Source organism: Chloroflexota bacterium, assembly GCA_034717495.1.
GTDB lineage: Bacteria > Chloroflexota > Anaerolineae > JAAEKA01 > JAAEKA01 > JAYELL01.
In genome coordinates this window covers 121,295-146,017 of sequence record JAYELL010000038.1, presented here as the reverse complement: position 1 = coordinate 146,017, position 24,723 = coordinate 121,295, and the positions used below count along the sequence as shown (strand labels likewise).

Annotated in this window: 20 protein-coding genes and 1 pseudogene; 5 read left to right on the top strand and 16 right to left on the bottom strand. The window is 58.1% G+C overall.

Annotated features, from left to right (window positions below):
* Positions 1-314 precede the first annotated feature (314 nt).
* From U9R25_07660 to U9R25_07615, 10 genes and pseudogenes are all read right to left on the bottom strand, one after another.
* A complete protein-coding gene (locus U9R25_07660; GenBank protein MEA3335772.1) occupies positions 315-2,387 on the bottom strand; it encodes an ASKHA domain-containing protein in 2,073 nt (690 codons plus the stop codon).
* Between the two features lie 58 nt (positions 2,388-2,445).
* Positions 2,446-3,792: an acetyl-CoA decarbonylase/synthase complex subunit gamma gene (gene acsC / locus U9R25_07655; GenBank protein MEA3335771.1), complete on the bottom strand. Its 1,347-nt coding sequence runs from the start codon at positions 3,790-3,792 to the stop codon at positions 2,446-2,448.
* A 122-nt stretch (positions 3,793-3,914) separates the two neighbouring features.
* Positions 3,915-4,163: a NifU family protein gene (locus U9R25_07650; GenBank protein ID MEA3335770.1), complete on the bottom strand. Its 249-nt coding sequence runs from the start codon at positions 4,161-4,163 to the stop codon at positions 3,915-3,917.
* 111 nt (positions 4,164-4,274) lie between these two features.
* A complete protein-coding gene (locus U9R25_07645) occupies positions 4,275-5,258 on the bottom strand; it encodes an acetyl-CoA decarbonylase/synthase complex subunit delta (protein MEA3335769.1) in 984 nt (327 codons plus the stop codon).
* Between the two features lie 79 nt (positions 5,259-5,337).
* The gene (locus U9R25_07640; protein MEA3335768.1) at positions 5,338-5,808 is read right to left on the bottom strand and encodes a CBS domain-containing protein; all 471 of its coding nucleotides are present in this window, start codon (positions 5,806-5,808) and stop codon (positions 5,338-5,340) included.
* Positions 5,809-5,935: 127 nt separating this feature from the next.
* Positions 5,936-8,179 carry an acetyl-CoA decarbonylase/synthase complex subunit alpha/beta gene (gene acsB, locus U9R25_07635; GenBank protein ID MEA3335767.1) on the bottom strand — a complete coding sequence of 748 codons (2,244 nt, stop codon included), beginning with the start codon at positions 8,177-8,179 and terminating at the stop codon, positions 5,936-5,938.
* 60 nt (positions 8,180-8,239) lie between these two features.
* On the bottom strand, positions 8,240-8,593 hold the full coding sequence (locus tag U9R25_07630) for a four helix bundle protein (GenBank protein ID MEA3335766.1): 354 nt from the start codon (positions 8,591-8,593) through the stop codon (positions 8,240-8,242).
* A gap of 112 nt (positions 8,594-8,705) precedes the next feature.
* Positions 8,706-10,712: an anaerobic carbon-monoxide dehydrogenase catalytic subunit gene (gene cooS, locus U9R25_07625; GenBank protein MEA3335765.1), complete on the bottom strand. Its 2,007-nt coding sequence runs from the start codon at positions 10,710-10,712 to the stop codon at positions 8,706-8,708.
* Positions 10,713-11,213: 501 nt separating this feature from the next.
* Positions 11,214-11,381: pseudogene (locus U9R25_07620) on the bottom strand (MerR family DNA-binding transcriptional regulator).
* A gap of 284 nt (positions 11,382-11,665) precedes the next feature.
* A complete protein-coding gene (locus U9R25_07615; GenBank protein MEA3335764.1) occupies positions 11,666-12,337 on the bottom strand; it encodes a LuxR C-terminal-related transcriptional regulator in 672 nt (223 codons plus the stop codon).
* Positions 12,338-12,518: 181 nt separating this feature from the next.
* Here U9R25_07615 and U9R25_07610 point away from each other — a divergent pair, with 181 nt between their 5' ends.
* The 5 genes from U9R25_07610 to U9R25_07590 all read left to right on the top strand — a co-directional run bounded on the left by U9R25_07610 (position 12,519) and on the right by U9R25_07590 (position 18,198).
* Positions 12,519-13,295, top strand: a complete 777-nt coding sequence (locus U9R25_07610; GenBank protein ID MEA3335763.1) for a polyprenol monophosphomannose synthase — start codon at positions 12,519-12,521, stop codon at positions 13,293-13,295.
* Positions 13,296-13,323: 28 nt separating this feature from the next.
* Positions 13,324-13,758: a hypothetical protein gene (locus U9R25_07605; protein ID MEA3335762.1), complete on the top strand. Its 435-nt coding sequence runs from the start codon at positions 13,324-13,326 to the stop codon at positions 13,756-13,758.
* Between the two features lie 20 nt (positions 13,759-13,778).
* Positions 13,779-15,017 (top strand): DegT/DnrJ/EryC1/StrS family aminotransferase, encoded by a 1,239-nt coding sequence (locus tag U9R25_07600; protein ID MEA3335761.1) that lies wholly within the window; start codon positions 13,779-13,781, stop codon positions 15,015-15,017.
* A gap of 73 nt (positions 15,018-15,090) precedes the next feature.
* Positions 15,091-17,241 (top strand): glycosyltransferase family 39 protein, encoded by a 2,151-nt coding sequence (locus tag U9R25_07595; protein MEA3335760.1) that lies wholly within the window; start codon positions 15,091-15,093, stop codon positions 17,239-17,241.
* A 369-nt stretch (positions 17,242-17,610) separates the two neighbouring features.
* The gene (locus tag U9R25_07590) at positions 17,611-18,198 is read left to right on the top strand and encodes a phasin family protein (protein MEA3335759.1); all 588 of its coding nucleotides are present in this window, start codon (positions 17,611-17,613) and stop codon (positions 18,196-18,198) included.
* 271 nt (positions 18,199-18,469) lie between these two features.
* On the opposite strand, the gene U9R25_07585 is transcribed toward U9R25_07590, so the two are convergent.
* The 6 genes from U9R25_07585 to U9R25_07560 form a co-directional block, all read right to left on the bottom strand.
* Positions 18,470-19,426 (bottom strand): nitrilase family protein, encoded by a 957-nt coding sequence (locus tag U9R25_07585; GenBank protein ID MEA3335758.1) that lies wholly within the window; start codon positions 19,424-19,426, stop codon positions 18,470-18,472.
* Between the two features lie 156 nt (positions 19,427-19,582).
* Complete coding sequence (locus U9R25_07580) at positions 19,583-20,002, bottom strand: Zn-ribbon domain-containing OB-fold protein (protein MEA3335757.1); 420 nt, start codon at positions 20,000-20,002, stop codon at positions 19,583-19,585.
* A gap of 5 nt (positions 20,003-20,007) precedes the next feature.
* Entirely contained in the window at positions 20,008-21,273 is a 1,266-nt protein-coding gene (locus tag U9R25_07575; protein ID MEA3335756.1) for a beta-ketoacyl synthase N-terminal-like domain-containing protein, read from the bottom strand.
* 34 nt (positions 21,274-21,307) lie between these two features.
* On the bottom strand, positions 21,308-22,831 hold the full coding sequence (locus tag U9R25_07570) for an FGGY family carbohydrate kinase (protein ID MEA3335755.1): 1,524 nt from the start codon (positions 22,829-22,831) through the stop codon (positions 21,308-21,310).
* 1 nt (position 22,832) lies between these two features.
* The gene (locus U9R25_07565) at positions 22,833-23,678 is read right to left on the bottom strand and encodes a carbohydrate ABC transporter permease (GenBank protein MEA3335754.1); all 846 of its coding nucleotides are present in this window, start codon (positions 23,676-23,678) and stop codon (positions 22,833-22,835) included.
* Positions 23,679-23,683: 5 nt separating this feature from the next.
* A complete protein-coding gene (locus U9R25_07560; protein ID MEA3335753.1) occupies positions 23,684-24,631 on the bottom strand; it encodes a sugar ABC transporter permease in 948 nt (315 codons plus the stop codon).
* Between the last annotated feature and the right edge of the window lie 92 nt (positions 24,632-24,723).

The following is a 24,723-nucleotide window of genomic DNA, read 5'->3' as shown; positions in this document are numbered from 1 at the left end:
GACAAATTGTTTTTCGGCAGAAACTGTGTCTCACCGAACTACTGCTCAGTTATTCCAGATATTGCAGTTTGTCATTGCGAGGCCCGGTCCCGAAATCCCGTAATCTCAGCCACTCCATCGGGCCGAAGCAATCTCAGAGTAGCCTACAAGTCAATTATGTTCATCGTGAAGTAAAGTCATATTGAGATTGCCACGTCAGCCTCGCTGATACAGCTTTCGCATCTCTCGATAGCGTAACACTCGGCTTCCTCGCAATGACAGATGTACTGTGTCATTATCAATTTGTTTTCTGATCAAATTCGTGTAATTCGTGGCTATTCTGCCAGCAATGCCGCCACCGACGGAAACTGGCTCATATCGGTATGGGGCAGAAACAGTGCAGACATGAATTGATCGTAGAACTGGTTGTCGCAGGACAACTCGAGATAGGTCATGTTTCCGGCGATCTCAGCCACCCGTTGGCGCAGGTCGCTATCCAACAGCGCCATGTAGGCGCCCTGGATCGACGTGTTGCCAAGGAACCGGAACTTCTCCCAGGGAACATCGGGTAACAAGCCCAGCTGCACCGCCTTCTCAACATTGATATGTTTGCCAAAGGAACCGCCGACCAGCACCTGGCTCACCACATCCATCGTGAGTCCCACGCTGCCCGCCAAAACCGAACAGCCGGCGTAGATCGCGGCCTTGGCCCTCAACAGGTTGTCGATATCGACCGCGGTGATGACGATATCCTCGCCAGTGCCACTTTCTTCTGCCCAGACCACCACATATTCGCCGCCGTGTTCTCCCTCACGAACCCTGGGACGAAACTGGGGACGGTCCCCGACCGAGTCCCCGGCGTCCAGGTCATACAAATCAAAGTTCAGGTTGCCGCTTCTGTCGATCACGCCGGTGATGAATAACTCCGCAACCAGCGAAATCAACGCCGAGCCGCAGAGGCCTCTGGGCTTCTCCCCCTCCTCCTCACCAATGACGCTGATGGTCGGCTCATAGGTCTGGGTGTTAATCCACACCTCGTCGATGGCACCCAGGGTGGCTCGCATGCCATTGTGCACGCCGGCCCCCTCGAAGGCAGGACCAGCAGAGCAGGCACAGGTCACAAGCCAGTCGCAGTCGCCCAGCACCATCTCTCCGTTGGTACCGATGTCCAGAAAGAGAATGGGCAGGCCATCGCCGGTCTTTTCGATGATCCGACAGAGCCCTGATCCCAGAATGCCGGCACTGATATCGGCACCCACGTAGCTTGCCACGCCCGGCAGACAGTCGACGGTTGCCTGCCCATTGATGGCGAGCCCCAGTTCGCTGGCCGAGATGGCGGGATAGTGGTTGGCCGCCGGGATGTATGGATCCAGTCGAATGGGTTCAGGAGGCAGTCCCAGGAACAGATGGTGCATGGTGGGATTTCCGGAGACCACCATTTTAACGATCTGTTCCGGCTCGATGCCCCGAAAGCCGCACACCTGCCCGATCAGGCCGTTGATCGTCTCCAATACCAACTGCTGCAACTCAGCCTGCCCGCCCGTCATGCCCTGCCCGCGCCTTCGCGTTTCCGTGTCGCCGTGTCGCCGTGTCGCCTCGTCGCCGCGTCCTCTTTTGTTGGCATAGATGATCCTGCTGATAACATCCTCGCCCCGCCGGATCTGTCCGTTATAGTCGGCAGCCTGTGCCACAACCCGGCCGGTCGCCAGGTCCACCAGAAAAAGGGAAACGGTTGTTGTGCCGATGTCCAACGCTGCTGCCCAAAGGTGCCCGGTCTGATCACCCGGCAGAACATCGACGACACGCGGCGGTCCTGTGGGGCGATCCCATGTGGTGTTCTCAAGGATCGCCGTTACTTGCCAGTCGGCCTGGCGCAGGACCGATCCCAGTTTTCGCAATGTTGGCAGATCGATCAGGAATCCGGTGCCATCCCCACCTGTCTGCCGATGCAGTGCTGCCTGCACCCGACTCCAGTCATCGGTTTGATCCTCCAGGCTGGGCGGGTCGAGCTGTAGGAAACAGGCTCGCAGCGGCTGCCGCTCGATGCTGTAATCGAAGGGCAGTTCGATCTTGCGAACCGTCTTGTCGGTGGTCAGAATGCGGGCGATGCGCTCTTGCGGAGGCACCGTGATCGTCGCATCACCGGTGATCACCGTCTGGCAGGCCAGCGCGTAGCCAGCCGCGATGTCGTCGGCCGACAGCCGCAAGGTAGAGCGGCGTCGCACCGGGTCACCACCGTTGTTCGCGCGAACGTTAACGGCGCATCGCCCGCACCGACCTTGCCCACCGCAGGGGATGTTCAGGTCAATACCGGCGGCTTGAGCCGCGTCGACGATCGTCGTACCGGCCGGAACAGCAATCGTCGCTCCAGCCGGCTCGAACTGAACCGTGTGAATTGTATGTGTCATATGGTTGGTCCGGTGATCGGCAATCGGATTACTGATAGCCGATCACCGATTACTGTCGCTACATCTTCAGGAAGCCCGGCAGATCAACCGCCTCGCGCGGGCCGACCATGATCTTCCAGCCGGGCAGTTCTTCTTCCAGTTCACCCATAAGTACGGCCACATGCCCGGGCAAGATCAAACTGTTGTGATTGATCTTGTCCTCGATGCCGAATTCCTTGACACCCTTGGCGATGCGTTCTGCATCAAATTTACCGGCGGCCCAGGCGGTGAGTACGCTCATGCCCTCGGCGTCGGCGACCATCAGCCAGCCAGGCTTTCCGCTGCTCTCCAACTCGTTGGCCACACTGAAGTAGGTAATACTGAAATTGGTGGTAACCATCACCGGATCATCGGGGCCGGGATTATTGATCTCGTAGATGCCCGGTTCAACCTGGATCGGCTTCTGGGGATCGGTGAAGATGTTGGCCCGCAGCACCAGAAGCGCATAAGCAGACGCGGGTGTGAAGTGATCCACAACCACGAAGCCGCTGTACTTGGCAATCTGCTGGCTTGCCAGAACCACTTCGCTCGAGGCATCGTTGGCTCCCTCGCCAGGGAAGGTGATAACCGGGTATCCCAGCGGCCGGAAGTTTTCCTTCAGGGCCAGACGACGCACAGCCGTCAGGGTCGCCAGCGACTCATTGAAATCGCGTACACCGGGATCCAATACGATGTCGTCGACTCCAAAATTGACGACCTGCTCGGTGAGCTCTGCCAGCGCATCGAGATCGCCGTCGTCAACCCGCACGACCAGGGGCGCGCCAACCTTTTTGGCCTGAAGGGCAATCCGCCGCCAGTTGTCGCCATCAGCACTGTAGATCAGCGGTTTCCGCTCCTCACCAGCAGCCGCCAGTCCGGCTTTGATGACCTTTGGATCGTCCGCCATCAGGATCAGCAGTTTGTCGGTTGCATCGCAAATGGCACCCACCACACTGCCGTAGGTTTCAGGATCCCCTGAAGTGCATTCCACAGCAATGCCGTCGAATCTCAACTCAATGCCAACGTAGTCGACCATGTAATCATCCACCTCGGCAACCGTCGATTTCACCTCATCCAGCGGATCGCCATCCTTCACCCGGACAAAGAGACCTGGTTGGTGGAAGAATCTTTTCTCATGGCGGAAAAGCGCCGTCTCGTTGCCCACTTCCAACTTGTGGCCATTACTGCTTACCGTGATCAGGCGAATAGGCGGTGCTGCCGCCTCGGAAAGGGCAGCCTTGGCGTCATCGCTCACATGAGGGCAAGCAGCCAGTTCCACCTGCTTCTGGGCCAGTTTCATAGAAAAGGCCAGACAGGTAGGAAAACCACAATCCTTGCAGTTGGTCCTGGGCAGTAGTTTGTAAATCTGAAGGCCGGATAGGGCCATGGGTGGTCTCCTCTCAATCTGTGCAGAGTATCGGAGTATCGGAGTATCGGAGTTCCAGAGTCCCAGAGTCTCAAATCGAGCCCATTTCTGGCCCTCTGACTTTCTGGCTTCTGATCCTCTGTCTACGGGACCGCCTGCACCGACTCCAGTTCCGGAAAGAACTGTTTTACGGTCTCGCCGATGCCCATGGCCAGCGTGTACTGGGACATGGGACATCCAACGCAGTTGCCTTGCAGGCGTACGCTTAATACCTTGCCGTCATAATCGACGAACTCAACCCACCCACCATGACTCACTTCGATCTGCTGGCTAATGGCAGCAACGATCTGTTCGACAGTGTATTCCGGTTGGGGGGTGGTTTCTTCGGTCACGTGGGTTCTCCTTGGGGCAGGGTTTCAGAGTGTCGGAGTCTCAGGGTGTCGGAGTCTCAGAATGTCAGAAATTCACAAGAACGATTGCCCTCTGGCATTCTGATCCTCTGATCATGTGCCATTGGCTGCCGGTGTCATCAGGCGCTCGATCGTCGCATGAACCTGTTTCACGCTTTCGGGATGCCGTAGCACCACAATGTCGGCACCCGATTGCAGTAAGGTTGTCGCGGTGAGCACCTCCCAGGTGACGGACCGTTCGGCCCAGTCGCCCCAGGCTTCAGGAACTCCCTCGCCAACCTTGGACTCCTTGAGCTTCCAGGCTTCTTCGCCCGGGGTAACCAGCATAGGCTGCTGGGTCATGGCATCACCGCTCAATGCAGCCAGGCGCAGGCGTTCCATAACGCTGTAGCCATACTCGATACCATAGCCCAGAGCGCCGGTACTGGGATCCATCAAAATGCGTTCCTGAGAAAGGCCCACATCCCGGACCAGGATCACCAGCTGCTTGGACAGGTTGACATCCATAGGTGTCCGGCTGTCCACCAGATGCCCGTGGGCGATAGCCGCTGCCACGATGGTACGATAGTTTTTATCCTCGCAGACACCCAGAACCAGCCGTTCGCCATCCCCCTCCTCGGCCACAGCCACCAGCAATTCGTTATCCAGGTCCACCTGGCCCGGTCCAAATACCATCAATGGCAGTCCGGTGGCCTCCAGGACGGTGCGAACGGCCTCGCGGGCCTCGTCGATTGTGGGGGTACTGCCGTCAGCGCGCTGCACAGGTCCGGTCAATTTGAGCAGAATCAGGTCGGCTCCGGTGGCCTCGGCAGCCTTGGCCCAGGCAGCCAGATCATCGACCACGTCGCCCCAGGCATCGAATAGAAGAGGGGACCAATCCTTGGGCCGGCGATCGGCGATTTCAACCGCGATGCGCGGTGGATTGGGCATGTCGCCCTCGTGAAACAGGAAGGGCAGCGTCGTCTCGCCACCCACGGTGACGGTATGGGAGCGCGTGCCACCTTCCTCCTCTGTAGCGCCGATGACAACTTCTCTCACCGCACCAGTATACTTCTGTTTAGGAATAGTCACAGCCATCTTGCTGCACAGCTCCTTTCGGGAGAACCAGCGGATTTTTCATGGTTGCGTGGTGTCGCAATCATTCTTGAATGGATTGTTACGCCAACCCATAGCGGTGTTTGAATAGATCGATGGGAGAGGGCCTCTCGGCGCCAACACCAACGCCCGGTGCCCGATCCAGGCCTCCCACGATGCGTACCACATCCTGCAGAGTCAACACCGCTGCCGGATAGCGGACGCCCGCGGCGTTGTGGCTCAGAAAGACCTGGCGCAGGCCCCGGTCCATCATGAAGTGGGCCGCGGCAGCAGCCGGCACGTCGGGCGGCACCTCAGGAATCGCTTCATCCATGACATCGGCAGCTGTCAGGGTGCTGTAGTCACGGTCGATCGCCCCTGCCACATGCTGCTCGCCAACCCATCCGACCATATTGCCATCCTCATCCAACACGATCAATGCGCTGACGTTGCGCGCCACCAGCAGCCGGGCCGCCTCGCTCAGAGGCGACTTCTCGCTACAGGTGGGTACGCCGACTCGCATGATGTCGCGAACGAGGATGGGTGTAGGCATGTTAGATCATGGTTGACCGGGGACCGGAGTGTCAGAGTTTCGGAGTCTCAGAGTGTCGAATATCCTTGCTATCGGCGTTTCCCTGGTAATCTGACGCTCTGAGACTCTGATATTCCGATCCTCTGACCTAGAAAATCGGATCCATGAACAGGGCCGGGTGTTCGACCTCTTCCATCCACTCGAGCAGACCGTCCACCTCGGAACATTTGGTTTCGTCGGCGATCTTGTCCATCAGATCGGGCTCACCCTCGCGCTCGGCCACGGCCTTGAACTCATCGGCCATGGTCTTTTTGAGCACGCTGCTCATCCACACCACCCGCTTGAAGCCGCCGTCGGAAGAGATGAACTTGGGGCTGGTCAGGTAGAACTTGCCCACGCCCATCACACCCGGCGTCTGCAGGCCACCGCCGGCCATGCCGGCCATGGTGCTAAAGGTCATACCCGCCGGGGTCATGCTGGTATCCTCGCGGCTGACGACCATGACGCCGTTGGCCTCGGGAATGAGCATGACGATGCACTCGAAGCAACCGCAGGCGGTCATGGGATTCTCCATGATCGAGTACATGGCCACGGTATCGACGGTGCCCTGGCTCATCGATACCGCTGTATCATTGGTGCCGGTCCAGTAGCCCTTGACCGGGTCGATGGTATCGCCCAGTGGGATAGGCTGGTTGGGGCCGGTGGGGTTGATCTCGTGGCTGGCTTTGCAGTCCAGCCAGTTGTAGGCACCACACAGGCCCAGTCGTTCCGGGCTAACGATGCATACATGGGTGGGAGCGAAGCTCTGGCATAAGGTGCAGGTGTAGAATTCACCCACACTGTCGTCCTTGAGGGAGCCCATGCGCTCGTTGCGCTCGACATAGGCAGTGCGGGCCCGATCGAGCCACTCGGCGTGCAGTGCGGGATCGGTGATGATCTTGACCTGTACCTTGTCTACAATGGCACCGAACTCGCCGTGGAGACGCGCGTACAAGATGTCGCCAAAGTGTTTCAGGTCAAAGCCCTTTTCTGCAGCCGTCTTGCTGATGCGAATCCAGGCGATATCCCGCTGGCCAATGTGCTGGATTCCGCTGGCACCATTGACGAAATAGTGCACCTGGCGTTCCAGCACCGGTTCGAAGTCGGTTTGCATCTTGCGGCCGGCCACCTCGACGATGATAGCCAGGTCGGTGGCGCTGCCTGCATCCAGCTCATCGAAGCCGGGGCCGATGACCTCGATCTTTCCATCTTCAACCTCATCCATGTCGACCATGCGCAGATACTCGAAGGCCCGGCTGTACTTGCCGCCAAACTCAACGCGCATATCCTTTTTGCGCACAACCTCCCCCTCGAACGCAGAGCCGTAGGGCACGGGTACCGGTACCTCGGTGATCTGGATCTTAACACCACGAGTCTCGATGGCCTTCTGGACGATTTTTTCGGCGCGCTCCAGGTCATCCTTGCCCGGAACAGTGTTGAAGGGCATTGAGATGACATGTTCGTACTGGGTCACACCGGTTGGCAAGATCTGGGGAATCACCGTGTCGGCGATCACCGGGAAGCCGTAGTTGAGGGCACCGGCCGCGGCCGCGTACTTCAGATCGTCCACCTCGCCCAGTGCAAGCACGAAGGCAAAGACGCGAGCCCGATTGTAGAGAAGGATTTCGCGGGCCTGGCCTGGTTTGAGGCCGCCAAAGGTCAGCGCCGAGCGAGTAGCAAAGCCCAGCGCGTAGATAGCGCTCAGGGTATCCAGGCCAAAGGGAACGATGTAGGTGTCGTAGCCCATCTCCACCCCTTCCTCCTGGAGCTGATGGATGATACTACGACCGTTGACGTTGCCGCTGAGGAAGATCAGGATGCTGCGCTGCTGCAGCTCGCGCACGATCTTGACCGCTACCTCGTTGCTTTTCGCGCAGCCAACTATGGCTGCAAAGCCGGGCATACGACCATCCACCAAAGCGATGCCCCATGTGCGTAGCTGCACGTCGTCGATCGGGCCGTTGAGATAGCCGTTGTCCCCATTGGCAGAGAAGTCAGGGATGCGCTGGGGTTCCTCACCCTTGACAAAGCGCATCGCTTCGATAGCCTCAGCAGCAAACAGCGTTGCCATGCCGCTGTCCAGCGTTTCGCCCAGGTAAGGCATCCAGCGACAGTCGGCGGGCATGGGATGGAGCAGGCCGCGGGCTTGTTTCAGCACCGGCTCGAGCTGCCCCAGCGTCTCTACCTGTACGTCCAGCATGCCGTTGATGGTGGGCAGGTGGTAGGCTGTATTGGGAAAAGCAACCGGCGCGTCGGGGCCGTACTCGGCGATGGTCTTCGCCAGCAACTCATCGGCCTCGTTAACCAGCAGGTTCGCGCCTCGGATCGCTCGGGTTGCGATATATCGGGACATTTGTTTGTTCTCCTTGTTGCCGGAGTACCAGAGTGTCAGAGTGTCAGAGTGGCGCAATGGCTAGAAACGTTTGCGCAGGAGAAACGGCTCGGGTTTGTGAATCATCGATCCGAGCATTGCGCCGATCTGCCTGGTTTCACTGATCAGACGATCATGATCAGTTGCTGACAGATACCCACTGTCTTGTGCGAAATCGAGCCAGGTCTCTGTCTCGGCATTTTCGCCATCAGCATCGGTCAGCTTGCTAACGAAATGCGCTGGGTAAAAGCGTTTTGCCCAGGCTTCTCGCATATTGCTGCACACTGACCGGAATGATCGTCGGACCTGCCCGGTCAAAGCATAGCACTCATCGAGTGGCCACTGCTTGCTGATGTCGAATATCTCCATTGCCAATTGGTACGCCTTCCTGTACACAGACAGATCCTTCACTGACCGGATTTACATGGTCCTCCCCCTCCACGATTCTGATCTGCTGCTAACCTCTGATTTCTGAACCTCTGACCTCCGATCGTCTGGTCCTGCTCCGCTACGCGGGCACGCCGTAGAGCGCCGCCTGTTGCTCTTCTTCAGGCATGCTCAGGAAGTCGTCGATCGGGTAATCGCCACTGTCGCCGAAGCGAGTGGGGTCGTATTCGGGCAGCTTCAGCGCGGCCCGCTTTTTGTCCATGTGCTCCAGGCTGCGGCGCACGATTTCCTGTGGGTCGCGGACGAATTCCACTTTGCCACCGATCATCTCTTCCCATCCCTGGGACATGATCTCGGTCACCTCTTCGCTGAACTCGACAGGCGAGTCTATTCCGAAGAGCACGTAGGCGCCGCTGGCCGCCGCATAGGTACCGATGGACAGCGCCTTTTCGCTCATCCATTCGGGGGCGATGCCGACGGCGGGAAGGTCGTCCACATCCTCGCCCAGTCCTCCCTCGGTGGCCATCTGGGTCAACACGGTGAGGATACGGGAGTTGTCGACACAGGAGCCCATGTGCAGAACTGGCGGGATGCCCACCGTTTCGCAGACCTCGCGCAGGCCGGGGCCGGCCACTTCCATGGCTGCCTCGCCCAGCAGGTAGCCGTACTTGGCAGCGGCGATGGCGCCACAGCCGGTCTGTACCACCAGCACGTCGTTCTTGAGCAACTCGGTAGTGATGTCCATGTGACCCTTGTCCTGGGTCATCTTGGGATTGTTGCAACCCACGATGGCGGCGGCGCCGCGAATGCGGCCCGACATGATGGCATCGTTGAGTGGCCGGAAGGAACCGCGGAAGCTGCCGCCCAGCATGTAGTTGAGGTACTCGTGGCTGAAGCCAGGCACCAGATCTTCCGTTACGTCGGGGATGGTGACTTTGTCGACCTCGCGGTTAGGATAATTGTCGATAGCCAGCCGCACGATGTCCCGGGCCACCTCCTGGGCATGATGCTCGTCAAACTCCATGTGGATGGCGCCGGTCATCATCACCTTGGGCGAGGTCGTGATCACTTTGGTATGGAAGTTCTCGGCCAGGTTGGGCAGGGCCTGCATGATACACTGCACGTCCACCACCATGGCCTCGACCGCGCCGGTGAGAATGGCCAGTTCCTGGTGCAGGAAATTGCCGGCGCTGGGTACGCCCTGGCGCATCATGATCTCGTTGGCGGTGCAGCAGATGCCAGCCAGGGCGATTCCATTGGCTCCCTTGGACTTGGCATATTCGATCAGCTCGGGGTCATAGACTGCGGTCAGGATCATCTCGCTAAGGGTCGGTTCGTGGCCGTGTACCAGGATGTTGACCTCATCATCTTTAAGAACGCCAAGGTTAACCTGGCTCACGCTAGGGCTGGGAGTGCCAAAAAGGATGTCACTGACCTCGGTAGCCCACATGCTGCCACCCCAGCCATCGGAGAGTGCCGTGCGAATGGCGCCCTTGAGAATGTGGACCGGGTCCTGGTCATCGCCAATGTGCGTGCGGTGCAGGATGTCCACCACCTCACGGTCAATACCGCGCGGTTTGAGGTCCTGCTTGCCCCACATTTCGTAGCGCTTCTTGGGCGCCCGTTTCAGATAAACCAGTTCACCCCGCTGCTGGCCGAACTCGGACATGGCCTTGTTTGCCACGTCCAGTGCCACGTCATTGACCGGGCGTCCCTCGGTGGGGATTCCCACGCGATGGGCCACGTCCCACAGTTTGGCCACGTCACGGATGACGTAACCGGGTGCCTCACCTTTGGCTACGGCCTCCAGAGTGAAGACAAGATCACGACCGTGGTCGGAGTGGGCCGCCGCGCCGGCAGCAATGGCCCTGGCCATGTTGCGAGCGGCGATGGTTTCCAGTGTTGCACCGCAAACGCCCACCTGGCCATCCTTGGTGATGCGGCAGGGGCCCATAAAGCAGTTCTTGCAGCACACACCTTTCTGTCCGCTTCCTATGGTACAGGCGGGCATGTTTTCGGTTCGGGTGAACGCAGTCTCGATGCCCAACAGGTCCGCTTTGATCAGCATTTCCTGGGCTGCCGGATCCATCGAGCGTTCGGTTACATCTCGCGCTTTCTTTCGTGCCATGAGTGATCTCCTTGGGGAGTAAATAAAGTAAACAAGTACACAAGTAGATAAGGAAGCAAGGAAACTCGTGTTTTAGAAACAAGCACAAGCTTACTTTGCGCCCTGGCTACTTGTCTACTTCCATATATTTATTTATCGAACCTACGCGACGGCCCCTAGTTCCGCGGGGTGTGTTTCGACTGTGCGCATGTTGAGTTGAGCCCAGGCCGGATCCCTTTTACCATCCGACACCGGAACGACAGCAATCTCCGCCATCGCCAGTCCCGCAGGTGCATAACCAGCATCCTGCAGCGCAACGGCGATGATCTGCGCATTCACCACGTTGGCGTCGAAGAAAACCCTCACCGTCTTGAAAGCGGCGCTGGCCTCTACCTCTTCTACGCCGTCAATGCTAAGCAGCGCCTCACGCACGGTGAGCACGTGATGATCGGCATACATACTCGGCACACCGATGATCAATTCCTCCATAACAATGAACTCCTTGCCAAATTGATTGGCTAACTCCATGACGACCTTTGCGTCATATCGGCGGTGTCCTCCCAGGGTCTTGATGGTCGGAAGCATTCCTGCGTCGGCCCAACGGGTGACCGTGCTGGGAGACACACCAAAGATATCGGCGACTTGGGCTCGGCCAAGCATGCGCGAGCCCGACTCGGTGCGTGTTGTCATAAACTCTCTCCTCACGTGGTCCACTTCGTGGGCTACGTCCCAAAAAAAAGCTCACGCTCACCAGGTCTCGATGGTGATTTGCGTGACAAATCGGGTCCATCTCGCCTCATTGCCAGATGTGAGCGTTTTGAGCGTTTTGAGCGTTTTAGACGCTCTAGCTAACTATACAGGAGAATCGAATCGGGGGGAAGATGCAATTACATCATTTCCCCTAGTGCAAATGCATCATTTTCATGGAATCCTACAAGAGACGACGGTTCCTATCGCTAACAGGAGGATTAATCTTATGAGGAGAGAAGCCCATGCTCATAGGCATAGGCAACCGCGGCGGCACGGCTGTGCACCCGCAGTTTCTGGAGGATATTCTGGATGTGATTACGGGTCGTTGAGGAAGAAATGGACAGGGTGCTGGATATCTCGCCGGTGCTCAAGCCGTGGGCCATCAAGACCAGCACTTCCTGCTCCCGCGCAGTCAAATTGCTCGGCGCAGTGTCAGTGGTTTGAGGCGCAACCGGTGAAACGGAGGGCGGTTGATCCAACGCCTGGACTACCGACGTGATTTCCCTGGTAAATTGCTCCTGTTGTTTTATCTGGCTGGCATCACGGAAAAGATGAACCACCAACGGCAAGCCAACCTCCTCCGACAATCGAAGAGAAAGGATGGTCACGTTTATCCAGGCCAGCTCCCCCGACTTTGCACGGGCACACGTGTTGAAAGTATCGATTTGATCCCCGGCCTGCGCCGTCAGCGTTACGTGGCAGTTGGCACGACACCAGGCCCGATCATCGTCATCGCGTCCCCTGATGATTTCGTGACAGGAACGGCCCAACACATCCTCTGGCCGATAGCCCAAAATGTCCTGAGCGGCACGGTTCCAATAGACAATCCGCTGGTCCTCATCGATCACAAAAACGCCGTCGGCCGCGCTGTCGAATGCCCGCAATATCGCTTGCATCGCCAAAACCTTCGTTCACACACAGTACAAATTCACTAGATCAGATGCACTATTCTACCATGGATTGACCAGCGCTCCAATAGCCAGCATGCTCGACTCCCCACCGTTTCTTGCCCCTTCAATAGGCAATGCCGTATAATGCCTTGTCCTGAATAACGAAGTTTTGGTTGTGTGAGACTGCATGAGCGATAACACGATTCAGGCAGGCGGTGCCCTGGTTTGCACCGTGCTGCCCACGTACAACGAACGGGACAACATAGGCCCGCTCATCCGCCGGCTACTGGCCAGCAATGCAGCACCCTATATGGTGCTGGTGGTTGACGACGATTCTCCCGACGGCACCTGGCAGGTAGTGGAGGAAATTGCCCTTGCGGTGAATCCCCGGAAACAAGCCAGCGGGCAAGAGGTCGTTCTCGTGCGGCGGATCGATGAAAAGGGCCTGACCTCAGCTATTCAGCGCGGTATCGACGAGGCCATCGATACCCATGGCGCCGCGGTTGTAACCTGGATGGACTGTGATCTTTCCATGCCGCCCGAGGATGTGCCACATCTCGTACACGCGATCACCGAACCTGGTGCCGACATGGCGGTTGGCTCCCGCTGGATTCCCGGTGGCGCCGACGTCGCCCACGGCACGATGGCGCGCTCGCTGAGCTGGATCATCAACAACTATGCCATGCTGTTGCTCGGCAATCAGATCCATGACTACACCAGTGGGTTCATTGCAGCTCGAGCCGAAGTCCTGGAACAAATCAGGCTGCAGGGTGACTACGGCGAATACTGCATCGATCTGTTGACCCGGGCCCATCGCCTGGGCTATCGACTGATCGAAGTACCCTACGTCTGCGTGCCGCGCACGACGGGTGACAGCAAGACCGGCGCCAATATCTGGGACTATCTCAGCAAGGGCCGCAAATATATCGCGACAGGATGGCATTTGTGGAGAGAAGGCAGCTAGCTAGATGAGACCTTCCACGAGATAGCTTATGAACGAGAGACTGAAGCGCCGGAGAACCCTTCTTCTTCAATTGGCATTGGCTGTCCTCGCCCTGGTATCGTTACTTGTGACCTTGTGGGCCGTGGCCAACTACGTTCAACAGTGGAGCTTCTCGCTGCCAACCAAGACCGTACTCGAAATGGTCGACCCGCAGCAGGAAACCCGCTGGCAGGATACCCTGACCATTGCCATCAATGGCGTGGAAGCAATCGTGGCGCCGAGTACGCTGGACCGTTCCGACCTGATCGCCATTATTCTCCCCTTGATCACGACGGTCGTGTCGGTGCTGGCCTTATTGTCAACGACCTGGCTTGCCTGGCGGCGTGAACGGCGCGAGGCGAGAAAAGATGCCTTCGAAATCGAGCAACTCAGGCTGGAGATTGAATCGCTGCGGCGAAGCCTGCAAGAGACAGACTCCAGATGAAAACCATGAGGTAACCTGATATGTTGAAACCGTTTGAACTTTCCCTGGATGAGATGGGCGATTTGGCTGAGATCATCCCAGCTCAGGATCCCGAAGTCAAGGTGAGCTACCGTCCGATTCCCGCTTTCGACCAGCCCAGCCGGCGACGGATCATCCCGGTCTGCGAGCCTGAACTGAGCGGCAATGAGCTTAAGTACGTCCAGCAGGCTATCGAGACCAATTGGATATCGTCGGCAGGCAGCTTCATTCACGATTTTGAGGCCGAATTTGCAGCCGCCTGTGGCACCAATTTTGGCATTGCCTGTGCCAATGGCACCGTGGCCCTGCACCTGACGCTGGCAACCCTGGGATTGGAGCCGGGTGACGAGGTCATCCTGCCCACCTTCACCATGATCGCCACTATCAACGCCGTGACCTACTGCGGCGCCACGCCAGTCTTGGTGGACAACGAGCTGGACTACTGGCAGATGGATGTGGATCAGGTCGCCGAAAAGATCACGCCGCGCACCAGGGCCATTCTCCCGGTGCACATCTACGGACACCCCGTCGATATGGACCCCTTGATGGCGCTGGCTGAAAAACATGGCATCGCGGTGATCGAGGATGCGGCCGAGGCCCATGGCGCCGAGTACAAGGGTCGCAGAGCCGGTGGCCTCGGCGACGCGGCCACCTTCAGTTTCTATGGCAACAAGATCATTACTACGGGCGAAGGTGGCATGATCACCACCGACGATATCGACATCGCCCGCCTGGCATGGAACCTGCGGGATCACGCCTTCAGCGATGAGCGCCACTTCTGGCACAAACACATCGGCTTCAACTACCGAATGACCAACCTGCAGGCTGCCGTTGGGCTGGCCCAGGTAGAACGGCTGGGCCATTATGTCGAAGCACGACGGCGCAACGCCGCCCTTTACACATCGCTATTGACCGGCATCCCTGGTATCACCACCCCGCCCCAGGCCGAATGGGCCAAAAACGTCTTCTGGATGTATGGAGTCCTGGTAAATGAGCAAGAATTCGGCATGAACCGGGATCAACTGCGCCGGGCATTGGCGGAGAATGGAATCGAGACCCGCACCTTCTTCATACCCATGCACTGCCAACCCAGCTATTGGCACGAGTTCAAAGGGCAGCGTTATCCAGTGGCCGAACGCCTCTGTCGCGACGGTTTCTACCTTCCGTCCGCGTCCTCCCTGACATCATATGAGATTGGGCGGGTCGTGGAAGAAATCGGGAATGTATGCCCGAACCTGTGATGTCGTTGTGTCATTATGTCAAGATGCCGTTATGGCGTGATGGCATGATGGAAAGTTCGTCGCGGAGTTGGCCGTGAGCACCATTGGCGACCGCTTGCCGCGGTGGCATCTGCTCTCCCTGCTCGGACTGTTTTTGTTGGCGTTATTGGTCCGCCTGGCGGGGCTGACCATCCACAGCCTCTGGTTTGACGAAGCCGTCAGCACCTACTGGGCATCGCAGCCCCTCGCCGATATCTGGCGCGTCGGCCTGAGCCTCACCGAGGACAAACACCCCCCTCTCTACTACACGATTCTCCGGGGCTGGACCGGTATCCTCGGCGACAGTGACCCGGTCGTGCGATTGTTGGGGGTTGTGATCGGGGCTTTGGCCGTCTTACCGACCTACGTGCTGGGCACCTGGCTGGGCGATCGGCGGGCAGGTCTTTTTGCCGGCTTTCTTGTTGCCCTCAACCCCTTTCTGGTCTGGTACAGCCAGGAAGTACGCATGTTTATGCCCGCGACCACCTTTCTCCTGGTCGGCATGGTCGGTGTGGTACACCTTTGGACCGCGGACCGGCCGCTTGTTTCCTTTTCCCTCATCGCCATCGGGTTCCTGGCAAGCCTCTACTCCTATCTCTTTAGCGCCTTCATGCTGCCGGTCGCGGCGGCCTGGCTCCTTGTGCTGTGGTGGGTCAATCGGCAGCAAAAGGGCGCGGGAAAACGGCTGGGCTATGGACTCGGCGCCCTTGGTTTGACAGGATTGTTATTCCTGCCTTTGTTGCGTGCCACCTGGTCCGTAAGTAGCGAGGAGAGCGTGCCAGGACGGCCATTCACCAATCTGGGTACGACCCTTTCCAGGTTCCTTCCCACCTATCTACTCGGTTGGGCCAGTTGGCCATCACCGGGAAAACAAGTCGTCAGCGCCCTCATGCTTGCGCTGGCCCTGGGCGGCCTCATTATCCCACAGCGTGCCTTTCGCAAAAGCGCAGGCAGCAACGACGGCGAATCGTCCGATGGGCAACCCAGCGCAAGGAGCAGACCGATCGCTGAAGTCGAGACGGTGCGCAGCCCCCCTTTGGAGTCGGCCAGTCAGACAGGAAACCGGCTGACGCCTACGTCTACCTCCCGGTACACCTGCTGGCGTGCGGCGGACCTAAGGTGCGGTGCAGGTGAGCCTCGACTCCATCAACGAGGTCAGGCCTTCACTTGCGCCAGTGCCAACGTGCCTGGCGGCCTGCTGCTGGCAATCTGGCTCGTTCTGCCTATTCTGGCTGGCGGCATCCTGATGCTGAAGGATGGCGACGTTTTTGGTGAAATCCGCTATTTCATCTTCCTGGTGCCGGCCCTCTGCCTGGCCATCGGGCGAACGCTGGCCTGGCTCTGGTTGCGATGGAGAGTTGTCGCTGCTGTGGCCCTGGCATTTTGCCTGATCGCCAGCGTCGCTGCCCTGCCTGGCAACTGGGCGCCCGAGAATCGGCGGGAGGATTGGCGAGGCGCAGCCAACTACATCAGCAGCCACGGCAGCGAAAACGAAGCTGTCCTGCTCTACATCGACTATATGCGCACCCCCTTTGAACGCTACTTTGACGGACCACAGGGACTGTTCTTTCCCCTCACCGAAGCGCTGGATGACCCGGCCACCGTGGACGAGTCCATGCAAGGCCTTGTCGGCAGTGGATTCGATGCAGTCTGGGTGGTTCAATCGCACCATCAAGACCTGGACCCACAGAACCTGCTTCTGAATTGGTTCAGTGCCCGCTACCCGCTGATCACCGAACAATTCCCCCCGGGAATCGCTATCCATGGCTATGCCACCGGCTACCGGATGGAAGACCTTCCGCCCCAGGCCGACGCAGCACGGGTTAGCTCGCCTGCCGGCAACCTGGAATTACTCAGCTGCCTGTACGATGAGGGACCTCTGTCTGCCTCAGATGACCTGGTACACCCGCCCAGCAACTGGATTCATGTCACCACCTACTGGACGATCAACGAACCCGCCCAGGAGGATCTGTTTCATCGCGTGCAGCTCGTCGACTCGACAGGCCAGGTCTGGGGAGACCGGCTGGAGCGAGCCGGTGATACGATTCACATCTGGCCTGTCTCCCGCTGGGTTCCCGGCGAGATCGTACGGGTCGACTACGACGTCAACCTGAATCCCATCACGCCGGCCGGAGAGTATCAACTGGTGGTTCAGGCGCCTGGCTGGGAAGGGGAGGCCACCTGCGGGAAGGTGATTATCGAGTAAAACGGCCCGGTCCGATTGTCAGGCAATCAGCTTCCTCTCGACGAATTGCAGGAAGTAGCGCAGTGCGTCTGGCGGGTTCTCGGGGATGTAGCTTTCCTCTGCAATAGTCATCTTATCCTGCCATCCAATTGCTGGCTTGCTTTCGGGCCCGTGGTCTCTTGTCTTGCTACACCATTGTACTTCTCTCGACACACTCCTGCAAGACCATGTCAGCCAGGGTTTTCGAATCACGTGAGCCGATACATCTATTTGACTGCCTGCCGGGAGTGTGTTACAATCAACAATGACGCAATGCGTCATACTTTGACTGAGATGAACGCAGGCCGAGTCACCAGGCAACGCCTGCCGAAAACAAAGGAGTTGAAAACAATGTCAGTGTTCGGAATTCCCAATCGCGTGCGTGTAATTGTGGTCGACACCACCCAAGGACTGACCAACTCCTCCCGCCGTGTGTTCTACGCCGGCCAGGGCGCTGTCAGTGTAACGATTGAAGAGACCGGAAATCTTCTGAATCGGCGCGGGGACGTGTTTGAATCCCTGGTAGAACGAGGAGAATCGCTCGAGTGGTTCGAGATCGACCGGCTAAAGCCACCTGTCCAGGGATGGAGAACGTTTGGCCACCAGCACTTCGACGGTGCAGAGGAACTGCTTGAACAGCGACTTCAGGAAATGCTGCAGACGTTGAAGCTACCGACTGCTGATGACGTCGAGCGCCTTAACCATGAAATTGATCGTCTCAGCCGCAAGTTGGATTCCTACCTGGTAGCTGCCGGCAAGATCCAACTGCCCATCGAAGGGTACCCGGAGATGACGGTCAAAGAGGTCGTTCCCGAGCTCGATGGACTTGATCGGGACGAGCTGTTAACCATTAGAGAATTCGAACAAGGTTCTGCCAACCGCAAGACCTTGCTTGAGGAGATCGACCGGAAGCTCGCTCATCTGGATGATGCCGCTTAGGTCAAAATTTCCTCGCTGATTCTTTCTGATTTCACCGCAGATTTACGCAGACCTCCGGCGCAGATCAGCGCTGATCTTTTCTGATATCTGATCAGCGTTTATCTGCGGTTATCCCTTCGGCTACGCTCAGGACAGCGCTGCGGTTATGATTTTTCTCTGATTTCACCGCTGATTTACGCAGACCTCCGGCGCAGATTTTCTCTGATCTCTTTTTTGATTTATCTGCGTTCATCGGCATTTATCTGCGGTTATAGCTTCTCTGTTTCACCGCTCAGGACGCGAAACGCACGATGCGAGTCTCCTCTTCTCGCCCCGTGGACTCCGCCAGCACACCGTACAACTCAGGCCGGCGGGTCTTGATCCAACGTTGCCCGGTACACATGTGAAGCAACCCAGGATCGAGGTCGGCCATCACCATGTCATCCCCGGCCTTCCAGGTTTCGACCAGGATCTCCCCATAGGGATCAAGGATCATCGCGTTGCCGGTGCGTACCTCGTCGTCGTCCAGACCCACGCCATTGCTGTAGATCAAAAAAAGGCCATTGTCGTGGGCACGGGCCGGCAGCCAACGAATCAACCACTCGCGACCCTTGGGACCCCGGAATTCCTGTTCGATCGTCTCCGGATCTTTCTTGCGATTCTTCCAAAGCTCGGGCGATATCCGCCCCATGCAGCGAGGACTGGGCGTATGGCAGCCACCTGTTTGGTGAGGCGCAAGCAAAAGCTCCGCGCCTTTCAGCGCCGTGATCCGGACATTCTCACCCAGATTATTGTCGTAGCAAATCAACACACCGACCCGAACACCCTGGGGTACATCGAAGACGGTGAATTCGTCACCTGAGGTCATGTGCTCGCTGATGAAACAATGCAGTTTCCGGTGGCGGGCAACTCGCCCATCAGGCATGGCAACCACGTAGGTGTTGAAAAGCTGGCCCTGGTCATCCATCTCGATCAACCCGGCGCCGATTGTAAGATCGTTTTCTCTCGCCAGACTCAACAACGCCTGGATGCTGGGACCCGCTGGCACTGGTTCGGCCAACGCCTCGATCGCCTCCCGCGACAGTTTCCTGACGTGCCAATACCCGGTGATACACATCTCGGGAAACGCGAGTAGATCCACCTCCTGAGCATGCGCCTGTTCTACAAACGAACGGATTCGATTGAGATTGTAGGCTTTGTCCCCCGGTGCGTGGTTGAACTGTACTGATGCTGCTCTGATTGATTGCATTGTTGCCATCCCCTAAAACTACGCGGCCCTGTGCTTCCCTTTCTGGTGATCGGCAGGCCTATCCCGTTCGGGCAAACAGGACAACAGTCGCTGCCATACGTACAATCGGTGGCAAATCTTTTTGTTCGCCAGGAAAAAAACAGGAGCGTTTTTGTACTAATCGGCCGGCTGGAAGGCCAGAAAGGTGCGTTGTCCTTCGCCTTCACCCCGCTCCACGAAGGTGGCGCGCAGCGGCATACCCACGGCAATAGTTTGAGGATTTGCAGCGTCGACTCCCAGCAACTGGGCACTGATCCCCGGCCCTTCATCAAGTACCACTACAGCGACTACATAGGGTTTGTCCCTGCCGTAGCCAGCCTCGATCATAGCCGTGGGCGCAATATGGATCACCGTGAACGCCAGAAGCTTGCCACTGCCCGACACCTCTGTCCAGTGCAGATCGTCGCCGAAACAGTCGGGGCACAGCGGCCGCGGCGGAAGATGCAGCGCACCACAGGCACTACACCGGGACGCCATGAGTTTGTGCCGGGCCAGGTAGGATTGAAAGGTGGATTCGGTAAATGGCTGCTGGTTCATGCAGTCTACCTCCGCTCGAAGATGTGCACCACACATGTCTGTCCCGTGCCGCCGACGTTGTGGGTCAGAGCAATTTCGACGTCAGCCGCCAACTGCCGCTCGCCGGCCAGACCTTGCATCTGTTTCCATATCTCCACAACCTGGGCGGCGCCCGAGGCGCCTACGGGGTGACCTTTGGCCTTGAGCCCACCCGATGTGTTGACAGGCCTGAGACCATTGCGGGTGGTCAAACCCTCCTCGGCAGCCACGAAGCCCTCGCCCGGTTCAAAAAAGCCCAGATCCTCGGTGGCGATGATCTCGGCGATGGTGAAGCAGTCATGTACCTCGGCAACTTTGACATCGGCCGGAGAGACCCCGGCCATCTGATAGGCCTGCTGGCTGGCTAAGACCGCTGCACCAATGCTGGTCAACTCCTCCCGGTCGTGCATGGAACGATCGCTGGCCTGTCCCGAGCCGATGATGTACACGGGATCGGTGCAGAAGTTGTCGGCCAACTCACCGCCGACCAACAACAGCGCGGCGGCGCCATCTGAGATAGGCGAGCAGTCGAAGAGACGCAGGGGCCAGGCGATCATCGGATTGGCCCTGTTGTCGTGCAGGAAGTCCATCTCGTCGGTCCACTGCGGAATCGGCAGGCCCCTGGCTTGGGCTCGTCGTTGTTTACCCTCCATGACATCGGCAATGCTGGCCGAAAACTGGGCCTTGGGGTTTAACGCGCCGTTGTCGTGATTCTTCATGCCCACTTGCATGAACGCTTCCGGTGTGGCACTGAAACGATCCATGTAGGCCGTGGCCATGGCGGCATAAAAACCGGGAAAGGTAAACCCGGCCGGTATCTCGTAGAGGATGTCGCTGGCCGTGGAAAGAGCGTCGGTTACCTTTTCCGTCGACAGGTTGCTCATCTTTTCGATACCACCCACCAACACGACATCATATAGCCCCGAAGCGATGGCGATGATGCCCTGCCGCAGCGCCACACCACTACTGGCGCATGCGTCCTCCACCCGGATCGCCGGGCGGGGTGTCAGCCCCACCCAATCGGCCATCAACGGTGCCATGTGACCCTGGCCCTCGAACAGATCGCTGCTGTAGTTGCCGATATAGAGCGCTTCGATGTCCCGGGGATCCAAACCCCTACTCACGGACGCCCGCATCTCCTGAAAAGCCTCGACGAAGAGGTCCCGCGACGCTTTCTCGGGAAACGCCCCGAACTTGCTCATGCCGGCCCCGACGAGAGCGACGCTGCGGCCCAGTTTGGGTTGGATTGCCATGAAAAGCTCCTTTTTTAACTGTCAGGCAGCTGGATCACCGACCACTAACCCGATCAATCGCGTGGTTTAAGGACTTCAGCGCCGGGTACATCTGGAGGTATATCTCCTGATAATGCCTCTCATACAGGTCAATCTGTTCGCCAATCGGCTCGACAACCGTGCGGTCCACCTGCAACGTGCCCAACGCTTCATTGGCATCCCGGTAGATGCCAACACCCAGGCCGCCTAAAAGAGCCGCCCCTAACGCTGTGGCCTCCTCCATCTCCAATACAGTGATCGCCTGTTTCAGCATCGTTGCCTTGATACGCATGTGCAACCGGTTTCGAGTACCGCCACCGATGGCAAAGACGCGCTCCAGATCAACGTTGGCGTGGACCAGCAGCGCGTCCAGGGAATGGCGCAGTCCAAACGCCAATCCCTCCAGCAATGCACGAAAAATCGCGCCCCTTCCGGCGTCGATTGTCAACCCGACAAACGCGCCTCGCGCTTTGGGATCGATGATGGGCGAATTCGCCAGGCGCAGGTAAGGTAGAAAGCTGACGCCCAGGCTTCCCGGTGGCACCATTTCCGCTTCCGCGATCAGCGAAGCGTGGCTCACGTCCCCACCCATCAGGTCACGAAACCAATCGACGCAGATGCCCGATGTGTATAGCCCGCCAACGGCAAAGTACCGATCCGGAACCACGTGCGCGCCCTGTGCATAGCCCTGGCGGCCCATGGCCGGATCCGATAGCGGACGCTTCACGGGCAGGAAAATCGCCTCCGAGGTACCGACGGAGTTAAGAAGGCTGCCTGGTTCGATGACCCCGGTTGCCAGTGCGCCGCATACATGATCATGTCCTCCCACGACCACCTGGGTATATCCGGGAAGACCAGTTAGCGCTGCAGCCTGCGCTCTGATTCTACCCAGCACCGTTCCACTGGGCCGCAGTGGCGCGAAGAGGCTGGCCGGTATCTCCAGCTCCGCCAGCAGGTCCTCATCCCAACGCAGGTTGCGCAGATCGAGGGTCAAGATGCGGGAGGCCAGGGAATAGTCGGTAGCGGCAACGCCGCATAGGCGATAGGCGATGTAGTCGGCTACATTCAACCAGAGCGCGGTGCGCTCGAAAGCCTCTGGCTCATTCTGCTTGAGCCATAGCAGTTTACACAACCCGAAGATAGGCTGGAGAGAGAGCCCGCTGATGGCAAAAAGACGGTCCTGACCGATGGTTTCGTCAAGCCACCCGGCCTGCTCTGCAGCGCGCAGGTCGAACCAGGCAACCGCGTCGAAGGTGGGCTGCCCCCTGCCATCCAGCGGCACAGCGGTTTCGGCCATGCTGGCCACTGCGATGCTGACAATGCGGTTGACATCGTCCAGCTCGCCGACAGCCGTCCGCAGGGCCGATACAGTTTGCTGCCACAATGCTTCGGGGTCATAGTCGGCCCAGGCAGGCCGGGGGTGGCGGGTTGGTGTGGACGTACTGGCGCGGGCCACGACCTGCCCGCGCGGATTGAAGACAATCGCCTTGATGTTGGTCGTACCCACATCCACACCGACAAGGAGCGGCTCGGCAACCATCCTATCCCTTGACTGCGCCGAGCGTAAGCCCCTGGATAATGTAGCGTTGGGCCATAAGAGCCAGAATCGTTGGCGGCAGCATGGTCAGCAGCACCCGCACGCCGACAAACCAGAACTGCACGCCGCGGGTATGTTCGGCACCGGCGATAATAACCGGCATGGGAATCGCCGATTTACTGGTAAGGGTTAAAGCGAAAAGAAACTCGTTCCAACTGAAGGCCATACAGATGATCCAGGTCGCTACCAAACCAGGTACCACCAGCGGCAGGGCAATTCTGGTAAAGATCTGAAGGCGAGTGGCACCATCCACAAGAGCTGCTTCCTCCAGTTCAATAGGCAGTTCCCGGAACATTTGGCTGAGTATGATAATCGGAAACGGGAGAAGAAAGGTGGCGTTCAATAAGACCAGTGACCAAACCGAATCCAGCAGGTGAAGCTCGCGCATCAGCAGGAAAAATGGCACGACCACCACCACTGGCGGCAATACTCGCTGCGAGAGGAACCAGGTGGTAAGTGACCCGTTTGTTGGCTTGATAAAGCGGAAGCGAGCCAAAGCGTACGCGGCCAGCGTACCCAGGATTGAAGCCAGGGTAGCCGCACCCACGGAGATAATGGTGCTATTGAGAAGTGCTCTGCGGATTTCGGGAATAGCCAATTCGCTTAACCAGTGGTCAAGCGTGGGTTGGAACTGCAGGAAGGGGATCCAGGTGGGCTGAAAGGTATCAGCCGGGTTTTTGATAGAGTTCAAGAATGCCCAATAGAATGGGAAAAGCACCCAAAGCAGCGCCACGATGATTACGCCACCCACTGCAATTCGACCGGTCAGGGTGATTGCTTTTTGTTGCATCGTGTTTATCCCTCATACTCGTAGAGCCCGCGAATACGCCCGAAAAGCAGTGAGACGATCAACATCACGATGAACAGCAGCAAGAATCCTTGGGCCGCCGCATAGCCGTGATCGAAGAAGCGCAGCGCAGTGCGGTAGGTGAAGAGACTGTAAACCTCAGTGGCGCGGCCGGGACCGCCAAGGGTGAGGCTGGTTGGAATATCGAACACTTTGAACGCCTCAACCAACCGAAGAAGAAGAATCAAAAAGAGGATCGGCGTCATCAACGGTAAAGTGATGTAACGAAATAGCTGGGGACCAGTGCCTCCATCCACGCGAGCGGCTTCGAAAAGGTCTTGGGGCAAACCCTGCAACGCAGCCAGGCAGATCAGAAAGACAAACGGGGTCCACTGCCAGATGTCCAGTATCATCACCGAAATCAGTGCCCACGTGGGATCGGAAAGCCACGGTATCTCGCTTCCCGTTCCGAGTAGGAGCCGAACCAGGGAGTTGATCGGACCGTTGCGCTCATAGTAGAGGGTAATTCCCAGATAACCTACCGCAACCGGCGTTGCAAATAGGGGCAGGATCATGATCGCCCGCAAAACGTTTCTGCCTCGAATCTCGCGGTTCAACAGGATCGCCAAGCCGAATCCGAGAAGCATCTCGACGGTAACCGTGACGGTGACAAAGATCAGCGTGACTTTCAGGCCCGAATGCAGATTCTGGTCGGTGAACAGGCGAGCAAAATTGTCCAGGCCGACAAACTGGTTGATCTTGCCGTAGCGGAAACTATAGAAGCTGGTGCGCAGAGCGTACAGCAGGGGAAATATGGTGAAGAGCAGGATCCAGACGACCGCAGGTAAGATGAAAAGGGATTTTGTGCGATCCGTGCGCGTGGCAGATACTGGAGCGACCGCTGCTTCGGTGGGTGACTCTGGAACAGGTGGAAGACCCTCACTTGTTTGGCTCAATGTCGTTTTCCTTCCAAGACCTCTCGCTGGACTGGCAGTCCTGGCCGCCCTCATCGAATGCGGTGCTTTGGACTGCCAGTCCTTGTGGCGGA

Excerpts from the sequence above, each read along its gene's own strand:
- U9R25_07660 (MEA3335772.1), bottom strand. The coding sequence starts at position 2,387 with ATGACACATACAATTCACACGGTTCAGTTCGAGCCGGCTGGAGCGACG.
- acsC (MEA3335771.1), bottom strand. The coding sequence starts at position 3,792 with ATGGCCCTATCCGGCCTTCAGATTTACAAACTACTGCCCAGGACCAAC.
- U9R25_07645 (MEA3335769.1), bottom strand. The coding sequence starts at position 5,258 with ATGGCTGTGACTATTCCTAAACAGAAGTATACTGGTGCGGTGAGAGAA.
- U9R25_07640 (MEA3335768.1), bottom strand. The coding sequence starts at position 5,808 with ATGCCTACACCCATCCTCGTTCGCGACATCATGCGAGTCGGCGTACCC.
- acsB (MEA3335767.1), bottom strand. The coding sequence starts at position 8,179 with ATGTCCCGATATATCGCAACCCGAGCGATCCGAGGCGCGAACCTGCTG.
- cooS (MEA3335765.1), bottom strand. The coding sequence starts at position 10,712 with ATGGCACGAAAGAAAGCGCGAGATGTAACCGAACGCTCGATGGATCCG.
- U9R25_07615 (MEA3335764.1), bottom strand. The coding sequence starts at position 12,337 with ATGCAAGCGATATTGCGGGCATTCGACAGCGCGGCCGACGGCGTTTTT.
- U9R25_07610 (MEA3335763.1), top strand. The coding sequence starts at position 12,519 with ATGAGCGATAACACGATTCAGGCAGGCGGTGCCCTGGTTTGCACCGTG.
- U9R25_07605 (MEA3335762.1), top strand. The coding sequence starts at position 13,324 with ATGAACGAGAGACTGAAGCGCCGGAGAACCCTTCTTCTTCAATTGGCA.
- U9R25_07600 (MEA3335761.1), top strand. The coding sequence starts at position 13,779 with ATGTTGAAACCGTTTGAACTTTCCCTGGATGAGATGGGCGATTTGGCT.
- U9R25_07590 (MEA3335759.1), top strand. The coding sequence starts at position 17,611 with ATGTCAGTGTTCGGAATTCCCAATCGCGTGCGTGTAATTGTGGTCGAC.
- U9R25_07585 (MEA3335758.1), bottom strand. The coding sequence starts at position 19,426 with ATGCAATCAATCAGAGCAGCATCAGTACAGTTCAACCACGCACCGGGG.
- U9R25_07580 (MEA3335757.1), bottom strand. The coding sequence starts at position 20,002 with ATGAACCAGCAGCCATTTACCGAATCCACCTTTCAATCCTACCTGGCC.
- U9R25_07575 (MEA3335756.1), bottom strand. The coding sequence starts at position 21,273 with ATGGCAATCCAACCCAAACTGGGCCGCAGCGTCGCTCTCGTCGGGGCC.
- U9R25_07570 (MEA3335755.1), bottom strand. The coding sequence starts at position 22,831 with ATGGTTGCCGAGCCGCTCCTTGTCGGTGTGGATGTGGGTACGACCAAC.
- U9R25_07565 (MEA3335754.1), bottom strand. The coding sequence starts at position 23,678 with ATGCAACAAAAAGCAATCACCCTGACCGGTCGAATTGCAGTGGGTGGC.